Below are 16,873 nucleotides of genomic sequence, written 5' to 3'. Positions count from 1 at the left end.
AGTGCTGGAGCGGCTCGACAAGCGTTGATTCAACAAAGCGGGCGGTTATCGAACAAGTGGTTCCAGATTTCGCTTTGCCGCCAATGTCTTCTAGAATCGGCAAAATTTCTTTGGATGTCCCCATGGCCGGCAGTCAAATCGAACGGGTTTTCAGCGTGCTCGAAAGCCTCACCAGTGATCCGCGCGGGCTGCCGATGCAGACGTTGGCCGAGCAACTGGATATCCCCAAAAGCGCGACGCACCGCTTGCTCGCCGAGCTGATCCGCCTGGGCTACGTGCGCCAGAACGCGGAAACATTGCGCTATCACCTGTCGACCAAACTAGTAGCGATGGGCTTCCAGTATCTATCGAGCAGCGGTGCCGACATCGTCCAGCCGGTGCTTGATCGACTGGCGCAGGAAACCGGCGAACTTGTGCGGCTGGGGGTAATCGACGGCGAGCGCCAGACCTGGATTGCCAAGGCCCAGGGTGCGCGCACCGGTCTGCGTTATGACCCGGACATGGGCCGCGATGCGCCGCTGTTCTACACCGCCTCCGGGCATGCGTGGCTGGCGTGTATGAGTGATGCCGAGGCGTTGTCACTGGTCGAGCGGCAGGCGGCGGAAGTGCCGGTGGGGATCGGGCCGAATGCGCCGCGCTCGAACATCGAATTGCTGGAACGGCTGCGTCTGGCGCGCGAGCAGGGTTATGCCTGTGTCGAAGAAAGTTCGGCAGTGGGGACTTCGGCGATTGCGGCGGTGGTGAGGCATCCAACAGATGGTCGGGTGATTGGTGTACTGAGTATCGCCGGACCGAGTGCGCGGATGCCGGGGGCGCGCTTGCATGAGCTGGCGCCGTTGTTGCTGACCTTCACCGAAGAATTATCAGCAGCAAGCCTGGCCTCAGAACTGTTTATCTGATCCGAATTCACGCAGTGCCCTTGTAGGAGTGAGCCTGCTCGCGATCGCGGTGTATCAGCCAATATTAATGCCAACTGATACACCGAGATCGCGAGCAGGCTCACTCCTACAGGGAATTTGTTGTTCACGAAGTTGTGCGGTGTTCGCACGGATTTGAAAGCGATGGGTTTTTGATTCTGGAACTCGGTTCTAAATTGTTGCTTGAGTGATATTCCAACAACAATCACAAAAGGACCGCACCTTGAATCCGCCCCTTCGAATCGCCTTGATCGGCGCCGGCAACATGGGCCAGCAACATTATCGGCATCTGCAAACCCTCACCGAAGCGACGCTGTGCGCAGTGGCGGATCCCGGGCCGCTAGCCGCAGCTTTGGCGGCTGAGTGGGGTGTAAGGCATTTCGCCGATCACCGTCAGATGCTCGAGTACATCAGGCCAGACGCGGTGATCGTCGCCAATCCGAACAATCAACACGTCAGCACGGCGCTCGATTGCCTGGCGGCGGACATACCGGTGTTGCTGGAAAAACCGGTTGGTGTGCATCTGGACGAAGTGCGTGAGCTGGTCGCGGCGGTCAAAAGCAGCGGCGTTCCGGTACTGGTCGGCCACCACCGACGCCACAATCCGCTGATCGTTCGCGCTCATGAGTTGGTGCAGAGCGGGGCGCTCGGGCGTCTGACCACCGTTACCGCGTTGTTCCAGTTGCGCAAGCCGGACAGTTATTTCGAGATCCCTTGGCGTCGCGAACCCGGGGCAGGGATGTTGCTGACCAATCTGATTCACGACCTCGATTTGCTCCGGCATCTGTGCGGCGAGGTGCGCTCGGTACAAGCGATTACCGACAACGCCGTGCGCGGTTTCGCCAACGAAGACAACGCGGCGGTGCTGCTGCAATTCGAGGGCGGCACATTGGGCACGTTGAGCGGATCCGATGCGGTCGCCGCGCCCTGGAGTTGGGAGCTGGATTCCGGCGAGAACCCGGTGTATCCGCGCCAGGCCGATCAGCCGTGCTACTTGCTGGCCGGGACTGCCGGCGCCTTAAGCATTCCGCAGCTCAAGCGTTGGCATTACGCCGCTGATCAGGTCGACGCCGGTTGGCATGAGCCCTTGTTGATGGTCGAAGAGTCCTACAGCGGTGACGACGCTTTACGCTTGCAGTTACAGCATTTTGTACGTGTGGCGCGGCGTGAAGTCGAGCCGCTGGTAAGTGCGGCCGACGCTGCGCGCACTTTGGCGCTGATCGAAGCCATACGCGAGGCCGCCGCTACCGGCCGTGCTTGCGCCCCTGCACTGATCGAGGTTTGAACATGAGCGAACGAATCCTGTCATTGGCCAGCCTCACCGTGCTGGAGTTGTCACCGCCACAAATGGTCGAGGTCGCTGCGCGCGCCGGTTACAGCCATGTCGGCCTGCGTCTGGAGCCGGCGACGCCTGAGGAATTTCATTTCCCGTTAGTAGCCGACGGTGATTTGCGGCGTCAGACGTTGCAGCGCCTGCGCGATACCGGCATTCGCGTGCTCGACGTGGAAATCCTGCGTTTGAAGCCGCAAACCGTTGTCACCGAATTCGAGAAGCTTCTTACGGTCGGTGCGGAATTTGGCGCTACTGAATTGCTGGTCGCCGGTAACGATCCTGACGAGCAACGCCTCACCGATAACTTCGCGGCCCTTTGCGATCTGGCTGCGCCTTACGGGTTGCACCCACATCTGGAGTTCATGCCCTGGACCGATGCGCGCAATCTTGAGCAAGCGTTGCGCATTGTCGAGAACGCGGGTCGGGAAAACGCTGCGGTGCTGGTCGATGCGTTCCACTTTGATCGTTCGGCGTCACGCTTGGCGGATCTGGCTGATGTACCCGCGTCGCGTCTGCGTTATGCGCAATTATGTGATGTCGCGGAGCCAAGACCGTCAGACATGGCCGAGATCTTGCGTCAGGCGCGCAACGAGCGGCGGTTTCCCGGCGAGGGTGATTTCGATCTGCTCGGGTTGCTGAAAGCACTGCCGACTAATATTCCACTGAGTCTGGAAATTCCCACGGTGAAACTGCTGGAGCTGGGCGTGAGCGGATTGCAGCGGGCGCAGATGGCGATCGAAAAAACGCGGGAATTGTTGGCGCGGCTGTAAGTCAGTTTTTTGTGGCGAGGGCACAAACGCCCTCGCCACAGTATTGTTTTTCAATCAGAGATAACCAATGACCGTCAGCACCCCGCTCTCCGGTGTCAACCAACCCTTCAAGGGGATCTTGCTGATTGTCGTGGCAACTTTCCTGTTCTCCAGTCACGACGCGTTGTCGAAATACCTTTCGGGTTTCTATCCGATCGTGATGGTGGTCTGGGCGCGCTATCTGGTGCACACCTTGCTGATGGCTGGGATTTTTCTGCCGCAATCCGGGTTGCGCGTCCTGCGTACCAAGAAGCCTTTATGGCAGTTGACCCGAGCACTTTGCCTGCTCGGCACCAGCCTGTTTTTCACCACAGCCCTGCTGTATATCCCGCTGGCGGAAGCCACGGCGGTGAACTTTCTTGCGCCGGTTTTGGTGACGGCGTTGTCGGTGCCGCTGCTCAAGGAACGGGTGACACGCGGTCAATGGATCGCGGTGATCTGCGGCTTTATCGGCGTTTTGATCATCGTCCACCCGGGCGGTGAATTGTTCACCCCGGCGGTGTTGCTGCCGTTCTGCTCGGCGCTGTTTTTCTGTTTCTATCAACTGCTGACCCGCAAGCTCGCCGAGGTCGACAGCCCGACCACCAGCAACTTTTTCGCCGGGCTGTGCAACACGCTGGTGATGAGTGCGCTGGTGCCGTTCTTCTGGCAGGTGCCGACCTTGACCCATGCCGGGCTGATGCTGGCGCTGGGCAGTTGCGGGATGACCGCGCATTTGTTTCTGACCCAGGCATTCCGTCATGCCGCTCCGGCGCTGCTGGCGCCGTTCGGTTATTGCCAGATCGTGTTTGCGGGGTTGTTGGGCTGGTTGCTGTTCAATCACACGCCGAGTCTGTTGACGATCATCGGCATCGCAGTGATCTGTTGCAGCGGACTGGCGGCAGCGTGGCAGCAGAGCCGCCGTTGAAGAAACCGCGAAACCCTGTGTAGGAGCTGCGGCACGCTGCGATCTTTTGATCTTCAAAATCAAGATCAAAAGATCGCAGCGTGCCGCAGCTCCTACAAGGGGATGGTGTAGGCTGATTACTCGGTGATGGTCGGAATCTTGCGCGGTGCCATGAAGTACATCCACGTCAGCGCAATGAAATACATCGCCGGAATCAGGGTGAACAACACGGTGTAGTTGTTGTTGGTGACGGTGAGAATATGGCCGACGATCTGGGTCATGAACATCCCGCCGATCGCCGCGCACATGCCGCCGAAACCGAAGACCGTGCTCATCATGTGTTTGGGCGTGTAGTCCATCACCAGGCTCCAGATGTTTGCGGTCCAGGCCTGGTGTGCGCCGATAGCCAGAGAGATCGCAGCTACTGCAACCCACAGATTGGCAGAGCCAGCGGCCATGACCACGCCGATGATGCAGCAGGCAAACAGGAACATCGACAGCAGCCGCGCCTTGATCGAGTTCATCCCGCGACCGATCAGGAACGAAGACAAGATGCCGCCGCCGACGCTACCGAAGTCAGCCGTGACGTAAATGATGATCAGCGGAATACCCATCTGGGTGACGTTGATGCCCAGGTTGTATTGCTGATTCAGAAACGGCGGAAGCCAGTACAGGTAGAACCAGAACACCGGTGCGGTCAGCGAGTAGGCGAGGGCGAAGGCCCAGGTGCCGCGCATACGGAGAATTTTCGAGAACGGCACGCGGGCCTGTTCCGGTTCGACTTCTTGCTGGATGTAGTCCAGTTCGGACTGTTTAACGCTTGGGTGATCCTCCGGGTTGAAATACTTCAAACCCCAGAACAGCAACCAGATCCCGCCGAGTGCCGACATGCACAGGAACGCCGCTTGCCAGCCCCAGACGTGGAGAACCAGTGGCAGCAGCATCGGCGTGAACATCGCGCCGACGTTGGTGCCGGCGTTGAAGATGCCGGTGGCGACTGCACGTTCGCCGGCGGGGAACCACAGGCGCGTGGTTTTCACGCAGGCCGGGTAGTTCGCCGCTTCGGTGAGGCCGAGGATAAACCGGCAGACCATGAAACCGACGGCCGATGTCGCCAGACCGTGGGCGCCGGTGGCCAGGCTCCACAGCAGCACGGCGCAGAAGAACACGCGTTTGACGCCGACCCGGTCGATCAGTCGACCTTGCAGGACGAAACCGATCGCGTAGCCGACCTGAAACCAGAAATTGATGTTGGCGTAATCCATCGCCGTCCAGCTCATTTCCTTGGCGAGGATTGGCTGCATGACGCCGAGGGCGGCGCGGTCGATGTAGTTCAGGGTGGTAGCGAAAAACACCAGCGCCAGCATGCCCCAACGGGTCTTGCCGACGGCCATGGCGCCGCGGATCTTGTCGCCAATGCCACCCGTGGCAGTGCTCATGGCCGGGGCCATGCGGGAAGTCTGTGAAGGAATCATGTGTTCCACCCGTTTTTGGATTTGTTATTTGGTGTGCTGTGTTACTTGCACGCTGCGACCGGTGGTTCATATCCGGACTCAATGTGCAGCCGATGTTGGGCAGTGGACGAAAAATCGTCAATTCGCCAAACCGCCATTGTGTTCGATAATCGCACGCAAAACTAACCGGGTAGTACACTTTAAATTGCTGCCACGTTCGATGCAGCCAATAATTTCCCTACTATAAAAAACCCATCCCATGTAGGAGCTGCCAAAGGCTGCGAACTCTTGATTTTGCTCTCCACGAATAAAGATCAAACGATCGCAGCCTTCGGCAGCTCCTACAGTAAAGATAAAGCGGCGCAGTCCGGGAGTTGAAACATGCAGCGTTCCATTGCCACCGTTTCCTTGAGCGGCACCCTGCCGGAAAAACTCGAAGCCATCGCCGCCGCCGGGTTCGACGGGGTGGAGATTTTCGAAAACGACCTCCTGTACTACGACGGCAGTCCGCGGGAAATTAAACAGATGTGCGCCGATCTCGGCATCGCCATCACTCTGTTTCAGCCGTTCCGCGATTTCGAAGGCTGCCGCCGCGATCGCCTGGCGCGCAATCTTGAGCGCGCCGAACGCAAGTTCGACCTGATGCAGGAGCTGGGCACCGACCTGGTGCTGGTCTGCAGCAACGCCTCGGCCGACAGCGTCGGCGATCAACAAATTCTAGTCGATGACCTGCGTTTGTTGGCCGAGCACGCCGGCGCGCGCGGCTTGCGCATTGGTTACGAAGCGCTGGCGTGGGGCCGTCACGTCAACACGTATCAACAGGTCTGGGACATCGTGCGTCAGGCCGATCACCCGAGCCTCGGCGTATTGCTCGACAGCTTTCATACCTTGTCGCTGAAGGGCGATCCCCGCGCCATCGCCGATATTCCCGGCGAGAAGATCTTCTTCGTGCAAATGGCCGATGCACCGATTCTGCAAATGGATGTGCTGGAATGGAGCCGACATTTCCGCTGCTTCCCGGGGCAGGGCGAATTCGATCTGCCGGGGTTCCTCGCGCCGATTATTCAAAGCGGTTACACCGGGCCGCTGTCGCTGGAAATCTTCAACGACGGCTTCCGCGCCGCGCCACCACGAGCCAATGCTGCCGACGGTTTGCGTTCGCTGCTGTATCTGGAAGAGAAAACCCGCCAGCGTCTGGAGCAGGAAACCAAACCTGTGGCCAACCGCGAAATTCTCTTCGAAACGCCGAAGGCCAGCGAGTACAACGGCATCGAGTTTCTTGAGTTTGCCGTTGATGAAAGCCTCGGCGCCAAGCTGTCGAACTGGCTGGAGCGCTTGGGTTTCGTCAAGGCCGGGCAACACCGCTCCAAGAGCGTGAGCTTGCTGCGCCAAGGCGATATCAACCTGATCCTCAACTCTGAGCCGTACTCGTTCGCTCACAGCTTTTTCGAGGCCCACGGCCCGTCGTTGTGCGCCACCGCCGTGCGGGTCAAGGACAGCGCCAGTGCCTTGGCGCGCGCCGTGGCTTACAAAGGTCAGCCCTACCGTGGACTGGTCGGCCCTAACGAATTGGAACTGGCGGCAGTGCGTGCCCCGGACGGCAGCCTGATTTATCTGGTGGATGAAGAGGCGGATGTCTACGGCACTGATTTCAATCTGCTGGCAGATGCGCCGGCCCGTGGCGGCCTCAAGCGTATCGACCACATGGCCATGGCGCTGCCGGCCGACAGCCTCGACAGTTGGGTGTTGTTCTATAAGAGCTTGCTGGATTTCGAGGCGGACGATGAAGTGGTGCTGCCCGATCCTTACGGTCTGGTGAAGAGCCGTGCCTTGCGTAGCCGTGACAGCTCGATCCGTTTGCCGCTGAACATTTCCGAGAACCGCAACACCGCCATCTCCCACGCGCTGTCGAGTTATCGCGGTTCGGGTGTGCATCACATCGCCTTCGATTGTGACGACATCTTCGCCGAAGTCAGTCGCGCCAAAGAAGCGGGTGTGCCGCTGCTGGATATCCCGCTCAATTATTACGACGACCTTGCCGCGCGCTTCGATTTCGACGATGAATTCCTCAGCGAACTGGCGTATTACAACGTTCTGTATGACCGTGATGCGCAGGGCGGTGAACTGTTCCACGTCTACACCGAACCGTTCGAAGGGCGCTTCTTCTTTGAGATCATCCAGCGCAAGAGCGGCTATGCCGGCTACGGCGCAGCGAACGTCGCGGTGCGTCTGGCGGCCATGGCCAAATCACGCAGTGGTGCGGTGCGCCAGGCGAAGTTGTAGGAAATTCGTAAACGCGGGATTAAACACGGGTCGCGCGGCTTCCTTCACTGTGCTGCGCGGCCCATAATCGCCGCCTGTGCAGTGATGGCCGTGAGCCCGCAATGACGATGAATACAGAACTTTCCGCAGCTGCTGCCGTATCCGCCGTAGAGCCGCGCAAGAGTCGCAAGAACAACCCGGAAAAAACCCGCGAGAACATCCTGCAGGAGGCGATCGTCGAGTTCGTCCAGCAAGGTTTGTCGGGCGCTCGCGTCGATGCGATCGCCGAACGCATACACACCTCCAAACGCATGATCTATTACTACTTCGGCAGTAAGGAGCAGCTGTACGTCGAGGTGCTGGAGAAGCTTTACGGTGACATCCGCAGCACCGAGAACCGTCTGCACCTGGCGGAATTGGCGCCGGTGGAGGCAATTCGGCGTCTGGTCGAGTTCACTTTCGATCACCACGACCGCAACGTCGATTTCGTGCGCATCGTCAGCATCGAAAATATCCACAACGCTGAATTCGTGAAGCGCTCCGATGCGATCAAGGCGATGAACAACACCATCCTCGATTCACTCGGCGAAATTTTGCGTCGAGGTGCTGCAGAGGGTGTGTTCCGTGCGGGGCTGGATGCGCTGGATGTGCATTTGCTGATCAGTTCGTTCTGCTTCTATCGCGTATCGAACCGGCACACCTTTGGCGAGATTTTCCAGATTGATCTGCCGGATGAAGGCATCAAGCAGCGGCATCGCGAGATGATTTGCGAATCGGTTCTGCGCTACCTGCAAGCCTGACACAGAACCCCTGTAGGAGTGAGCCTGCTCGCGATGGCGTCCTGTCAGCCAACACATTAGTTGCCTGACACACCGCTATCGCGAGCAGGCTCACTCCTACAGTGTTAGCCGTTCATGCTTTGAAAGTGCGCCAGCATTCGCTGCGCATCCGGCACCACGCCACTGAACAATTCAAACGCCTTCACCGCCTGAAACACTGCCATGTTGCCGCCATCCAGCGTCCGGCAACCCAGCGCGCGGGCGTTGCGCAGCAGTTCGGTTTCCAGCGGGAAATACACAATCTCCGCCACCCACAAATCCTTACGCAGGAGTTCGACCGGCACCGGCATGCCCGGCAGTTTGGCCATGCCCATCGGCGTGGTGTTGACCAGGCCATCGGCCTGACCCAGCGTACTCGGCAGATCATGCCCGGCCAGCGCTCGACCAAAGCCGAAATGCTCATTGAGATTGTTCGCCAGACTCTCGGCGCGCTCAGTGTCGACATCGAAAATAGTCAGTTGCTGTATGCCTTCGCTCAACAACGCGTGGGCCACTGCCGCGCCCGCACCGCCGGCGCCCATCTGGACCACGCGTTCACGGGCAGTGTCCTGCAGACCTCGGCGAAAACCCTCAGCGAAACCGAGACAGTCGGTGTTATGGCCAACACGTTTGCCGTCCTTCAGCACCACCGTGTTCACCGCGCCGATGCCTTTGGCTTCCGGCGACAATTCATCGAGCAGCGGGATGATCGCCTGCTTGCACGGAAAGGTAATGTTCAATCCGGTGTAATTCATCTGCTCGGCCGCCAGCAGCAGGTCGGGCAGGGCGGTAATGTCCATTTTCAGTTGATCGAGATCGATCAATCGATACAGATAGCGCAGGCCTTGGGCATCACCTTCGTGCTCATGCAGCGCCGGCGTGCGCGAAGCCTGAATGCCGGCGCCGATCAGCCCGGCGAGTATTACGTTGGAGCGAGACATACGAGTTACCCCTTCAGCCGCTGGCTGAAATGTTCCAGCGCCAAGCGATAGCCATGGCTGCCAAAGCCGCACATCACCGCCGTGGCAATGGCCGAGACGAACGAGTGATGACGAAACGGCTCGCGGGCATGGACGTTGGACAGGTGCACTTCGATCACCGGCAGTTCACTGGCCACCAGCGCATCGCGAATCGCTACGGAGGTGTGCGTCCACGCCGCCGGATTGATCACGATCCCGGCGCAACGGCCGCGGGCAGCGTGAATCCAGTCGAGCAGTTCGCCTTCGTGATTGGTCTGGCGAAACTCCACGGCCAAGCCGAACTCTTCGGCAGCGCGACCGCACAAGGCCGAGATGTCCGCCAGGGTTTCGTGACCGTAAGTCGCCGGCTCGCGGGTGCCGAGCAGGTTCAGGTTCGGGCCGTTGAGCACCAGAACGATAGGGGGCATGAGGGGTAACTCCACTTATTGTTTTTGGCTTTGGCCGAAGATTTCAGCCTGTGGAGATAAAATGTACTAGATGGTTACCGTGGTCAATTGAACAAAAATGGCCTGGCCGATTTATGTTCGGTGATCGCACAAACAAATGAGCGCGCACAAAAAAGCCGTCAATCACGACGGCTTTTTCGCATCTGCTCCCCGCACTCAGCGCCGGGTCAGCAACACACCCGATTCCATGTGATGCGTCCACGGGAACTGGTCAAACATCGCGCACTGGGTAATGCGGTGCGTGTCGTGCAACTGGGCGATATTGGCCGCCAGGGTTTCCGGGTTGCAGGAGATGTACAGGATGTTGTCGAAGCGCCGGGTCAGCTCGCAGGTGTCCGGGTCCATGCCGGCGCGCGGCGGGTCGACGAAGACGCTGCCGAACTCGTAGCTCTTCAGGTCGATGCCTTGCAGGCGCCGGAACGGCCGCACTTCGTTGAGCGCTTCGGTCAGCTCTTCGGCGGACAAACGCACCAAAGTGACGTTATCCACAGCGTTTTCGCTGAGGTTGCTCAATGCAGCGTTGACCGAGGTCTTGCTGATTTCGGTGGCCAGCACTTTGCGCACGCGGGTCGCGAGCGGCAGGGTGAAGTTGCCGTTGCCGCAGTACAGCTCCAGCAAGTCATCGGTACGATCACCCAATGCTTCGTACGCCCAGTTCAGCATCTTCTGGTTCACCGTGCCATTAGGCTGGGTGAACGCGCCTTCCGGCTGGCGATAGCTGAAGGTGCGGCCGCCGACGTCAAGTTTCTCGACCACGTAATCGAGGCCGAGCACTTCGCGTTTGCCCTTAGAGCGGCCGATGATGCTGACGCCGAGATCCGCCGCCAGTTTGGTCGCCGCTGTGTGCCAGTGCTCGTCCAGCGGACGGTGATAACACAGGGTGATCATTGCATCGCCGGACAGCGTGGTCAGGAACTCGACCTGAAACAGCTTGTGGCTCAGCGCCGAGCTGGCCTGCCACGCCGCTTTCAACTGCGGCATCAACTGATTGATGCGCAGGCTGGCAATCGGGAACTCTTCGATCAGGATCGGCGTGCGTTTGTCGTCTTGAGCGAACATCGCGTAATGCCGATCGCCGCCCTCGCGCCACAGGCGGAATTCGGCGCGCAGACGGAAGTTCTGCAGCGGCGAGTCGAACACCGTCGGCTCGGGTGCATCGAATGGCGCCAGCAGGTCCCGCAAGCGCGTGACCTTGGCTGCAAGTTGCTCGGCGTAAGCCTGGGAATCGAAAGTCATGCGTTGAACCAACCCAACTTGATCACGAACAGAATCGACAAAATCACCAGCGCCGGGTTCAGCTCACGGGCACGACCGGACAGCAGCTTGATCACGGTCCAGGAGATGAAACCGAACGCGATGCCGTTGGCAATCGAGTAAGTGAACGGCATGGCCAGCGCGGTCACCACGACCGGTGCGGCGACGGTGATGTCGTCCCAGTCTATTTCCGCCAGGCCCGAAGTCATCAACACGGCGACGAACAGCAGCGCCGGCGCGGTGGCGAACGCCGGAACGCTGGCCGCCAGTGGCGAAAAGAACAGTGCCAGCAGGAACAGAATCGCCACAACGATGGCCGTCAGACCGGTACGGCCGCCCGCACTCACGCCGGCAGCGGATTCGATGTAACTGGTGGTGGTCGAAGTACCCAGCAACGAACCGGCCATGGCCGCGGTGCTGTCAGCGATCAGTGCACGCCCCATTTTCGGCATGTGGCCGTCCTTGCCCATCAGGCCGGCGCGCTTGGCGACGCCGATAAGGGTGCCGGAGTTGTCGAACAGGTCGACGAACAGGAAGGCAAAAATCACGCTGACCAGACCGATGTCCAGTGCACCTTTGATGTCCAGTTGCAGGAAAGTCGGAGCCAGCGAAGGTGGCATCGAGGTAACGCCACCAAACGGGGTGAAGCCCATCACGATCGAAATGATGGTCACCGCCAGAATGCCGATCAGCACGGCGCCGCGCACTTTCAGCGCTTCGAGGGCAACGATCAGGGCAAAACCCAGGGTGGCGAGAATCGGTGCCGGCGCTTTCAGGTCACCAAGGCCGACCATGGTCGCTGGATTGCTGACGACGATACCGGCGTTATGCAGTGCGATCAGCGCCAGGAACAGACCGATACCGGCAGCAATCGCCGAGCGCAGTGGTAGCGGGATGCTGTTGATGATCCATTCACGGATGCGGAAGATCGACAGCAGGAAGAACAGCACTGCCGAAATGAACACCGCACCCAGCGCCACTTGCCAAGTGTGGCCCATGTGCAAGACCACGGTGTAGGTGAAGAAAGCGTTCAGGCCCATGCCCGGAGCGAGGGCAATCGGGTAGTTGGCGATCAGACCCATCACTGTCGAGCCGATGGCGGCCGCCAGACAGGTGGCGACAAACACCGCGCCTTTGTCCATGCCGGTCTCGCCGAGAATGCTCGGGTTGACGAACAGAATGTAGGCCATGGCCAAGAAAGTCGTGATGCCCGCCAGAATCTCGGTGCGCACGTTGGTGTTGTGTGCCTTGAGTTGAAACAGCCTTTCCAGCATGTCTGCTCCCCGTGGCGCGCGTGGCGCCGTGAATGTATCGACCTCAACAGCAAAGCACAGACCGTCGCAAGCGCCTGAAAAATTGTGGTGGGCCGGAAAAAGCCGCGCATCATACCAGCAGCGTGAGGAATATGGCGGTTGTTGGTGTCGATCGTCGGCGAAGTTTTACGTTGAAGCCAACTGCGCCATACTGCGCGCTGATTTTTTCGGGGTGGGGAACGCATGAGCAAGCGCTGGATGAACGCTTTCGGGTTAATCGCAACGCTGACGGCCGGGATGTCGCCGGCCTGGGCGGCATCGGCACCGCCGTTGACGCAAGTGAAAGTCATCAAGGTGCAATCGCCTGCCTGCGGCCTCGAAGACATCGGCGATGGGCAGACGCAGACCCAATGCAATCACAGCGGACCGAATATCAAGGTCTACGTGCTCGAAGTCGGCTACGGCAAGAGCCAGCCTCATGTCGCACTGGACGGTTTTGAAGTGAACGGCACACGTGCCCCGGTGTGTGCTTTTGATAACGGCAACCTGACCGAATGCACTCCCGGTAATAAGACCGTCGGTTCTCTTTATACCTTCGATCTGGCGGGCAAGCAGGAAGGTACCTTCAGCTTCAGCAACACTTCCATCAACGCGCCACGCAACACGATGTCGACCCAGCTTTACATCAAGTAACGGCTGTTGCAGCGCGATCCGGGTGAAGCTGACTACGCTTCAAGTATCACCCAGCGGATAACGCCCATGACCTTTAGAGCCCTGATTACCCTCGCCGAGGGCATCGATGATCTGCAAAGCGTGACCCTGATCGATGTGTTGCGCCGCGCCGGCATCGAAGTGGTCGCCGCCAGTATTGAAGGACGACGCATGCTGACCTGCGCTCGCGGCACGCGCCTGACCGCCGACGGCATGCTGGTCGACGTGCTGGCGCAGACTTTCGATCTGATCGTCCTGCCCGGCGGCGCCGTCGGTGCGCAGCATCTGGCGGCGCATCAACCGCTGCAACAACTGCTCAAGGATCAATCCAGCGCCGGACGCCTGTTCGCCGCCATCGCCGAATCCCCGGCCGTCGCCCTGCAAAGCTTCGGCGTGCTGCGCCAGCGGCGCATGACCTGCCTGCCCAGCGCCAGCCATCAACTCTCGAGTTGTACGTTTGTTGATCAACCGGTGGTAGTCGATGGCAACTGCGTCACTGCCCAAGGCTCCAGCGCTGCGCTGGAATTTGCCCTGACGCTGGTCGAGCAACTGGGCGGCAAGGCCTTGCGGGGGAAAGTGGCGGGGGAGTTGTAGGTCTGGATCGCTTCAGACCTTCACCTCTTCCACCGGCACATGCATCCGATCGCGGTTAGCCAATGTCGGGAACAACTTGATCCACGTCCCCGTCACCACCAGTGTGCCGATCCCGCCCATGACCACCGCCGGCACGGTGCCGAACCAGTGGGCGGTGACGCCGGATTCGAATTCGCCCAGCTGATTTGAAGCACCGATAAACAGCCCGTTCACCGCGCTGACCCGGCCGCGCATTTCGTCCGGGGTTTCCAGTTGCACGAAAGACGCGCGGATGACCATGCTGATCATGTCCGCCGCACCGAGTACCACCAGCACTGCCAGCGAGAACCAGAACGAGGTCGACAGACCGAAGGCGATGGTCGCGACGCCGAAGATGCCGACCGCGGTGAACATCACCCGGCCGACATTGCGCTCTACGGCAAATCGCGCGAGGAACAGCGACATCCCCAGTGCGCCGACCGCAGGTGCCGAACGCAGCAGGCCGAGGCCCCACGGCCCGGTCAGCAGAATGTCTTTGGCGAACACCGGCAGCAACGCCGTGGCACCGCCGAGCAACACCGCAAACAGATCCAGCGAGATCGCCCCGAGAATGTCCGGGCGGCTGCGAATGAAGCGAATCCCGGCCAATAACGAGTCCAGCGTGGCTTTGCCTTTGTTCAGAGGCGTTTGCCGCGCGGGCAGGTTGAGCATCAAGGTGCAGGCAATGACGTAGAGCAGCACGGTCGGGCCATAGACCCAGACGCTGCCGAATGCATAGAGCAAACCACCCAGGGCCGGGGCGACGATGGTTGCTGACTGCTGCGCCGACTGGGCCGCTGCCACTGCCCGGGGAAATAGCGCGCTGGGCACGATGCTCGGCAGCAGAGCTTGAGTGGTCGGCATCTCGAACGAACGCGCCGCGCCGAGCAGGAAGGCGAGGATGAAGATCATCTCGCGGGTCACGTGATCGGTGGCGCTACCAATGGCCAGCGCCAAGGCGATCAATGCCTGCAGCGACTGACAGATAGCCGCGACTTTGCGTCGGTCATAGCGATCGGCGACATGTCCGGTGTGCAGCATGAACAGCACGCGCGGAGCAAATTCGACCAGCCCGACCAGACCCAGATCAAGGACGTTGCCGGTCAGTTGATAGAGGTTCCAGCCGATCGCCACGGTGAGCATCTGAAAACCGCTGGCGGTGAAGATCCGCGCGAACCAGAAAGCGAGAAATGGTCGGTGATGACGTAACAGCAGGGGCGCTTGGCTGGGCATCTGAAGGCAGGTCTGGCTCGAGGGGAATCGCGAGGTTATCACCAGTCTGTAACAGGAAGTTGCTATGACAAAAAATTTAGTTAGGAGGACATCGATTTTTTTGCGGAGCAGATTGATTCTGCTGTTCGGGGACTAGCGCCGTCCTCGAGATCTGTACTGTTTTTCTCGCTGCCAATGCTCCGGGGATTTGTTGCAGGGCTTTGCCACGGTTATGAGGCAACTTGTCACGCGGCAAACGACCACGCCGTTCAACGGCAAAAATGGGACTACTCTTTCAACGTTGCTTGATCCAGATCAAGACCCAAAAGGAATTGATCCGGTGGCCAGTTGGCCAGACTCCCTGCGTTGCGATGGTTGTTTAAAAAGAACGAATCAGAATTCGCCGCACTCCATATCCGTGGGGGCAGTGGGTGCAGGCCTCCAGGTCCGCAGCCGGTACTACCTGACAGAGGAAGCCATATGTTCGGTTTAGAGGCACTAGATCTCGCCCGAATTCAGTTCGCGTTCACCATCTCGTTCCACATCCTGTTCCCGGCCATCACCATTGGCTTGGCGAGTTACCTTGCGGTGCTTGAAGGCCTGTGGCTGAAAACCCGTAACGACACTTACCGTGACCTCTACCATTTCTGGTCGAAGATCTTCGCCGTCAACTTCGGTATGGGCGTGGTCTCCGGGTTGGTCATGGCCTACCAGTTCGGCACCAACTGGAGCCGCTTCTCGGACTTCGCCGGCGCCGTCACCGGGCCGTTGTTGACCTATGAAGTGCTCACGGCATTCTTCCTCGAGGCCGGTTTCCTCGGGGTCATGCTGTTCGGCTGGAACAAGGTCGGGCGCGGATTGCACTTTTTCTCCACGGTGATGGTGGCCATCGGCACGCTGATTTCGACCTTCTGGATTCTCGCCTCCAACAGCTGGATGCAAACGCCGCAGGGCTTTGAAATCATCAACGGTCAGGTAATTCCGACCGATTGGCTAGCGATTATTTTTAACCCGTCGTTCCCCTATCGCTTGATGCACATGGCGACCGCAGCGTTTGTGGCCACAGCGTTCTTCGTCGGTTCCTCAGCGGCCTGGCACCTGCTGCGCGGCAAGGACAACCCGGCGATCCGCACCATGCTGTCGATGGCGATGTGGATGGCGTTGATCGTCGCGCCGATCCAGGCCGTCATCGGCGACTTCCATGGCCTCAACACCCTCGAGCATCAGCCGGCGAAAATCGCTGCGATCGAGGGACACTGGGAAAACAAAGGCGACGAAGCCACGCCGCTGATCCTGTTCGGCTGGCCGGACATGAAAGAAGAGAAAACCAAATTCGCCGTGGAGATCCCGTACCTCGGCAGCTTGATTCTCACCCACTCGCTGGATAAACAGGTGCCGGCACTCAAGGAATTCCCGCCAGAAGACCGGCCGAATTCGACCATCGTGTTCTGGTCGTTCCGTGTCATGGTCGGCCTCGGTTTCCTGATGATCTTCACCGGTCTGTGGAGTCTGTGGCTGCGTAAACGCGACACGCTCTACACTTCGCGGCCGTTCCTCTATCTGGCGTTGTGGATGGGGCCGTCCGGCCTGATCGCGATTCTCGCTGGCTGGTTCACTACGGAAATCGGTCGTCAGCCGTGGGTGGTCTACGGGCTGATGCGCACGGCGGACGCGTCCTCCAACCACAGCTTCATGCAGATGAGCATCACCCTGATCATGTTTGTGGTGGTGTATTTCGCGCTGTTTGGTGCGGGGCTCGGCTACATGATGCGTCTGGTGCGCAAAGGGCCGAAGATCAGCGAGGGCGCGGAAACGCCGGACGGTGGTCCGGGCAAACAGCGTACACCGGCGCGTCCGTTGTCTGCCGCCGACGATTCGGTCGATGCCGATCACGACGACACCCCCAGCCTGACCAAGGAGATTTGA

General features: G+C 59.5%; 15 protein-coding genes. 9 read left to right on the top strand and 6 right to left on the bottom strand.

The genetic code is table 11. The features are described from left to right. The first annotated feature begins 122 nt into the window (after positions 1-122). The 4 genes from U6037_RS25150 to U6037_RS25135 all read left to right on the top strand — a co-directional run bounded on the left by U6037_RS25150 (position 123) and on the right by U6037_RS25135 (position 3,966). Entirely contained in the window at positions 123-899 is a 777-nt protein-coding gene (locus U6037_RS25150; RefSeq protein ID WP_322844889.1) for an IclR family transcriptional regulator, read from the top strand. A 241-nt stretch (positions 900-1,140) separates the two neighbouring features. Continuing rightward, complete coding sequence (locus tag U6037_RS25145) at positions 1,141-2,202, top strand: Gfo/Idh/MocA family oxidoreductase (RefSeq protein WP_322844888.1); 1,062 nt, start codon at positions 1,141-1,143, stop codon at positions 2,200-2,202. A 2-nt stretch (positions 2,203-2,204) separates the two neighbouring features. Beyond that, the gene (locus U6037_RS25140; RefSeq protein ID WP_322844887.1) at positions 2,205-3,020 is read left to right on the top strand and encodes a sugar phosphate isomerase/epimerase; all 816 of its coding nucleotides are present in this window, start codon (positions 2,205-2,207) and stop codon (positions 3,018-3,020) included. Positions 3,021-3,087: 67 nt separating this feature from the next. Next, positions 3,088-3,966 (top strand): DMT family transporter, encoded by an 879-nt coding sequence (locus U6037_RS25135; RefSeq protein ID WP_007909717.1) that lies wholly within the window; start codon positions 3,088-3,090, stop codon positions 3,964-3,966. 116 nt (positions 3,967-4,082) lie between these two features. Here U6037_RS25135 and U6037_RS25130 read toward each other — a convergent pair whose 3' ends face one another. Further along, the gene (locus U6037_RS25130) at positions 4,083-5,420 is read right to left on the bottom strand and encodes an MFS transporter (RefSeq protein WP_064118770.1); all 1,338 of its coding nucleotides are present in this window, start codon (positions 5,418-5,420) and stop codon (positions 4,083-4,085) included. Positions 5,421-5,780: 360 nt separating this feature from the next. Here U6037_RS25130 and quiC point away from each other — a divergent pair, with 360 nt between their 5' ends. After that, positions 5,781-7,682 carry a 3-dehydroshikimate dehydratase QuiC gene (gene quiC, locus U6037_RS25125; RefSeq protein ID WP_322844886.1) on the top strand — a complete coding sequence of 634 codons (1,902 nt, stop codon included), beginning with the start codon at positions 5,781-5,783 and terminating at the stop codon, positions 7,680-7,682. A 101-nt stretch (positions 7,683-7,783) separates the two neighbouring features. Continuing rightward, entirely contained in the window at positions 7,784-8,461 is a 678-nt protein-coding gene (locus tag U6037_RS25120) for a TetR family transcriptional regulator (protein WP_322844885.1), read from the top strand. A 104-nt stretch (positions 8,462-8,565) separates the two neighbouring features. Here the strand turns inward: U6037_RS25120 and U6037_RS25115 are convergent, their stop codons facing one another. The 4 genes from U6037_RS25115 to U6037_RS25100 all read right to left on the bottom strand — a co-directional run bounded on the left by U6037_RS25115 (position 8,566) and on the right by U6037_RS25100 (position 12,433). After that, on the bottom strand, positions 8,566-9,420 hold the full coding sequence (locus U6037_RS25115) for a shikimate dehydrogenase (protein WP_322844884.1): 855 nt from the start codon (positions 9,418-9,420) through the stop codon (positions 8,566-8,568). Positions 9,421-9,425: 5 nt separating this feature from the next. Continuing rightward, positions 9,426-9,866 carry a type II 3-dehydroquinate dehydratase gene (aroQ, locus tag U6037_RS25110; protein WP_102899935.1) on the bottom strand — a complete coding sequence of 147 codons (441 nt, stop codon included), beginning with the start codon at positions 9,864-9,866 and terminating at the stop codon, positions 9,426-9,428. Between the two features lie 195 nt (positions 9,867-10,061). After that, a complete protein-coding gene (gene trmA / locus U6037_RS25105; RefSeq protein ID WP_322844883.1) occupies positions 10,062-11,141 on the bottom strand; it encodes a tRNA (uridine(54)-C5)-methyltransferase TrmA in 1,080 nt (359 codons plus the stop codon). Continuing rightward, the gene (locus tag U6037_RS25100) at positions 11,138-12,433 is read right to left on the bottom strand and encodes an NCS2 family permease (protein ID WP_316917144.1); all 1,296 of its coding nucleotides are present in this window, start codon (positions 12,431-12,433) and stop codon (positions 11,138-11,140) included. The genes trmA and U6037_RS25100 overlap by 4 nt, the downstream gene beginning before the upstream one ends. A 222-nt stretch (positions 12,434-12,655) precedes the next feature. On the opposite strand from U6037_RS25100, the gene U6037_RS25095 reads away from it, so the two are divergent. Together U6037_RS25095 and U6037_RS25090 are read left to right on the top strand one after the other, a co-directional pair. Further along, on the top strand, positions 12,656-13,105 hold the full coding sequence (locus U6037_RS25095) for a DUF4879 domain-containing protein (RefSeq protein ID WP_322844882.1): 450 nt from the start codon (positions 12,656-12,658) through the stop codon (positions 13,103-13,105). A gap of 66 nt (positions 13,106-13,171) precedes the next feature. Then, the gene (locus U6037_RS25090) at positions 13,172-13,717 is read left to right on the top strand and encodes a DJ-1 family glyoxalase III (RefSeq protein WP_322844881.1); all 546 of its coding nucleotides are present in this window, start codon (positions 13,172-13,174) and stop codon (positions 13,715-13,717) included. 12 nt (positions 13,718-13,729) lie between these two features. On the opposite strand, the gene U6037_RS25085 is transcribed toward U6037_RS25090, so the two are convergent. After that, positions 13,730-14,968 carry an MFS transporter gene (locus tag U6037_RS25085; RefSeq protein ID WP_150775713.1) on the bottom strand — a complete coding sequence of 413 codons (1,239 nt, stop codon included), beginning with the start codon at positions 14,966-14,968 and terminating at the stop codon, positions 13,730-13,732. Positions 14,969-15,427: 459 nt separating this feature from the next. Here U6037_RS25085 and U6037_RS25080 point away from each other — a divergent pair, with 459 nt between their 5' ends. Continuing rightward, on the top strand, positions 15,428-16,873 hold the full coding sequence (locus U6037_RS25080; protein ID WP_322844880.1) for a cytochrome ubiquinol oxidase subunit I: 1,446 nt from the start codon (positions 15,428-15,430) through the stop codon (positions 16,871-16,873).

Origin of the sequence: Pseudomonas sp. B33.4, from assembly GCF_034555375.1 — a bacterium.
In the GTDB taxonomy this organism is placed as follows: Bacteria; Pseudomonadota; Gammaproteobacteria; order Pseudomonadales; family Pseudomonadaceae; genus Aquipseudomonas.
Note: the sequence above shows the minus strand (reverse complement) of the source record. Positions and strands in the feature narration are given on the sequence as shown.

What these genes read in the sequence shown, in the direction of transcription:
- U6037_RS25150 (WP_322844889.1), top strand. Translation starts at nt 123, where the DNA reads ATGGCCGGCAGTCAAATCGAACGGGTTTTCAGCGTGCTCGAAAGCCTC.
- U6037_RS25140 (WP_322844887.1), top strand. Translation starts at nt 2,205, where the DNA reads ATGAGCGAACGAATCCTGTCATTGGCCAGCCTCACCGTGCTGGAGTTG.
- U6037_RS25135 (WP_007909717.1), top strand. Translation starts at nt 3,088, where the DNA reads ATGACCGTCAGCACCCCGCTCTCCGGTGTCAACCAACCCTTCAAGGGG.
- U6037_RS25130 (WP_064118770.1), bottom strand. Translation starts at nt 5,420, where the DNA reads ATGATTCCTTCACAGACTTCCCGCATGGCCCCGGCCATGAGCACTGCC.
- quiC (WP_322844886.1), top strand. Translation starts at nt 5,781, where the DNA reads ATGCAGCGTTCCATTGCCACCGTTTCCTTGAGCGGCACCCTGCCGGAA.
- U6037_RS25120 (WP_322844885.1), top strand. Translation starts at nt 7,784, where the DNA reads ATGACGATGAATACAGAACTTTCCGCAGCTGCTGCCGTATCCGCCGTA.
- U6037_RS25115 (WP_322844884.1), bottom strand. Translation starts at nt 9,420, where the DNA reads ATGTCTCGCTCCAACGTAATACTCGCCGGGCTGATCGGCGCCGGCATT.
- aroQ (WP_102899935.1), bottom strand. Translation starts at nt 9,866, where the DNA reads ATGCCCCCTATCGTTCTGGTGCTCAACGGCCCGAACCTGAACCTGCTC.
- trmA (WP_322844883.1), bottom strand. Translation starts at nt 11,141, where the DNA reads ATGACTTTCGATTCCCAGGCTTACGCCGAGCAACTTGCAGCCAAGGTC.
- U6037_RS25100 (WP_316917144.1), bottom strand. Translation starts at nt 12,433, where the DNA reads ATGCTGGAAAGGCTGTTTCAACTCAAGGCACACAACACCAACGTGCGC.
- U6037_RS25095 (WP_322844882.1), top strand. Translation starts at nt 12,656, where the DNA reads ATGAGCAAGCGCTGGATGAACGCTTTCGGGTTAATCGCAACGCTGACG.
- U6037_RS25090 (WP_322844881.1), top strand. Translation starts at nt 13,172, where the DNA reads ATGACCTTTAGAGCCCTGATTACCCTCGCCGAGGGCATCGATGATCTG.
- U6037_RS25085 (WP_150775713.1), bottom strand. Translation starts at nt 14,968, where the DNA reads ATGCCCAGCCAAGCGCCCCTGCTGTTACGTCATCACCGACCATTTCTC.
- U6037_RS25080 (WP_322844880.1), top strand. Translation starts at nt 15,428, where the DNA reads ATGTTCGGTTTAGAGGCACTAGATCTCGCCCGAATTCAGTTCGCGTTC.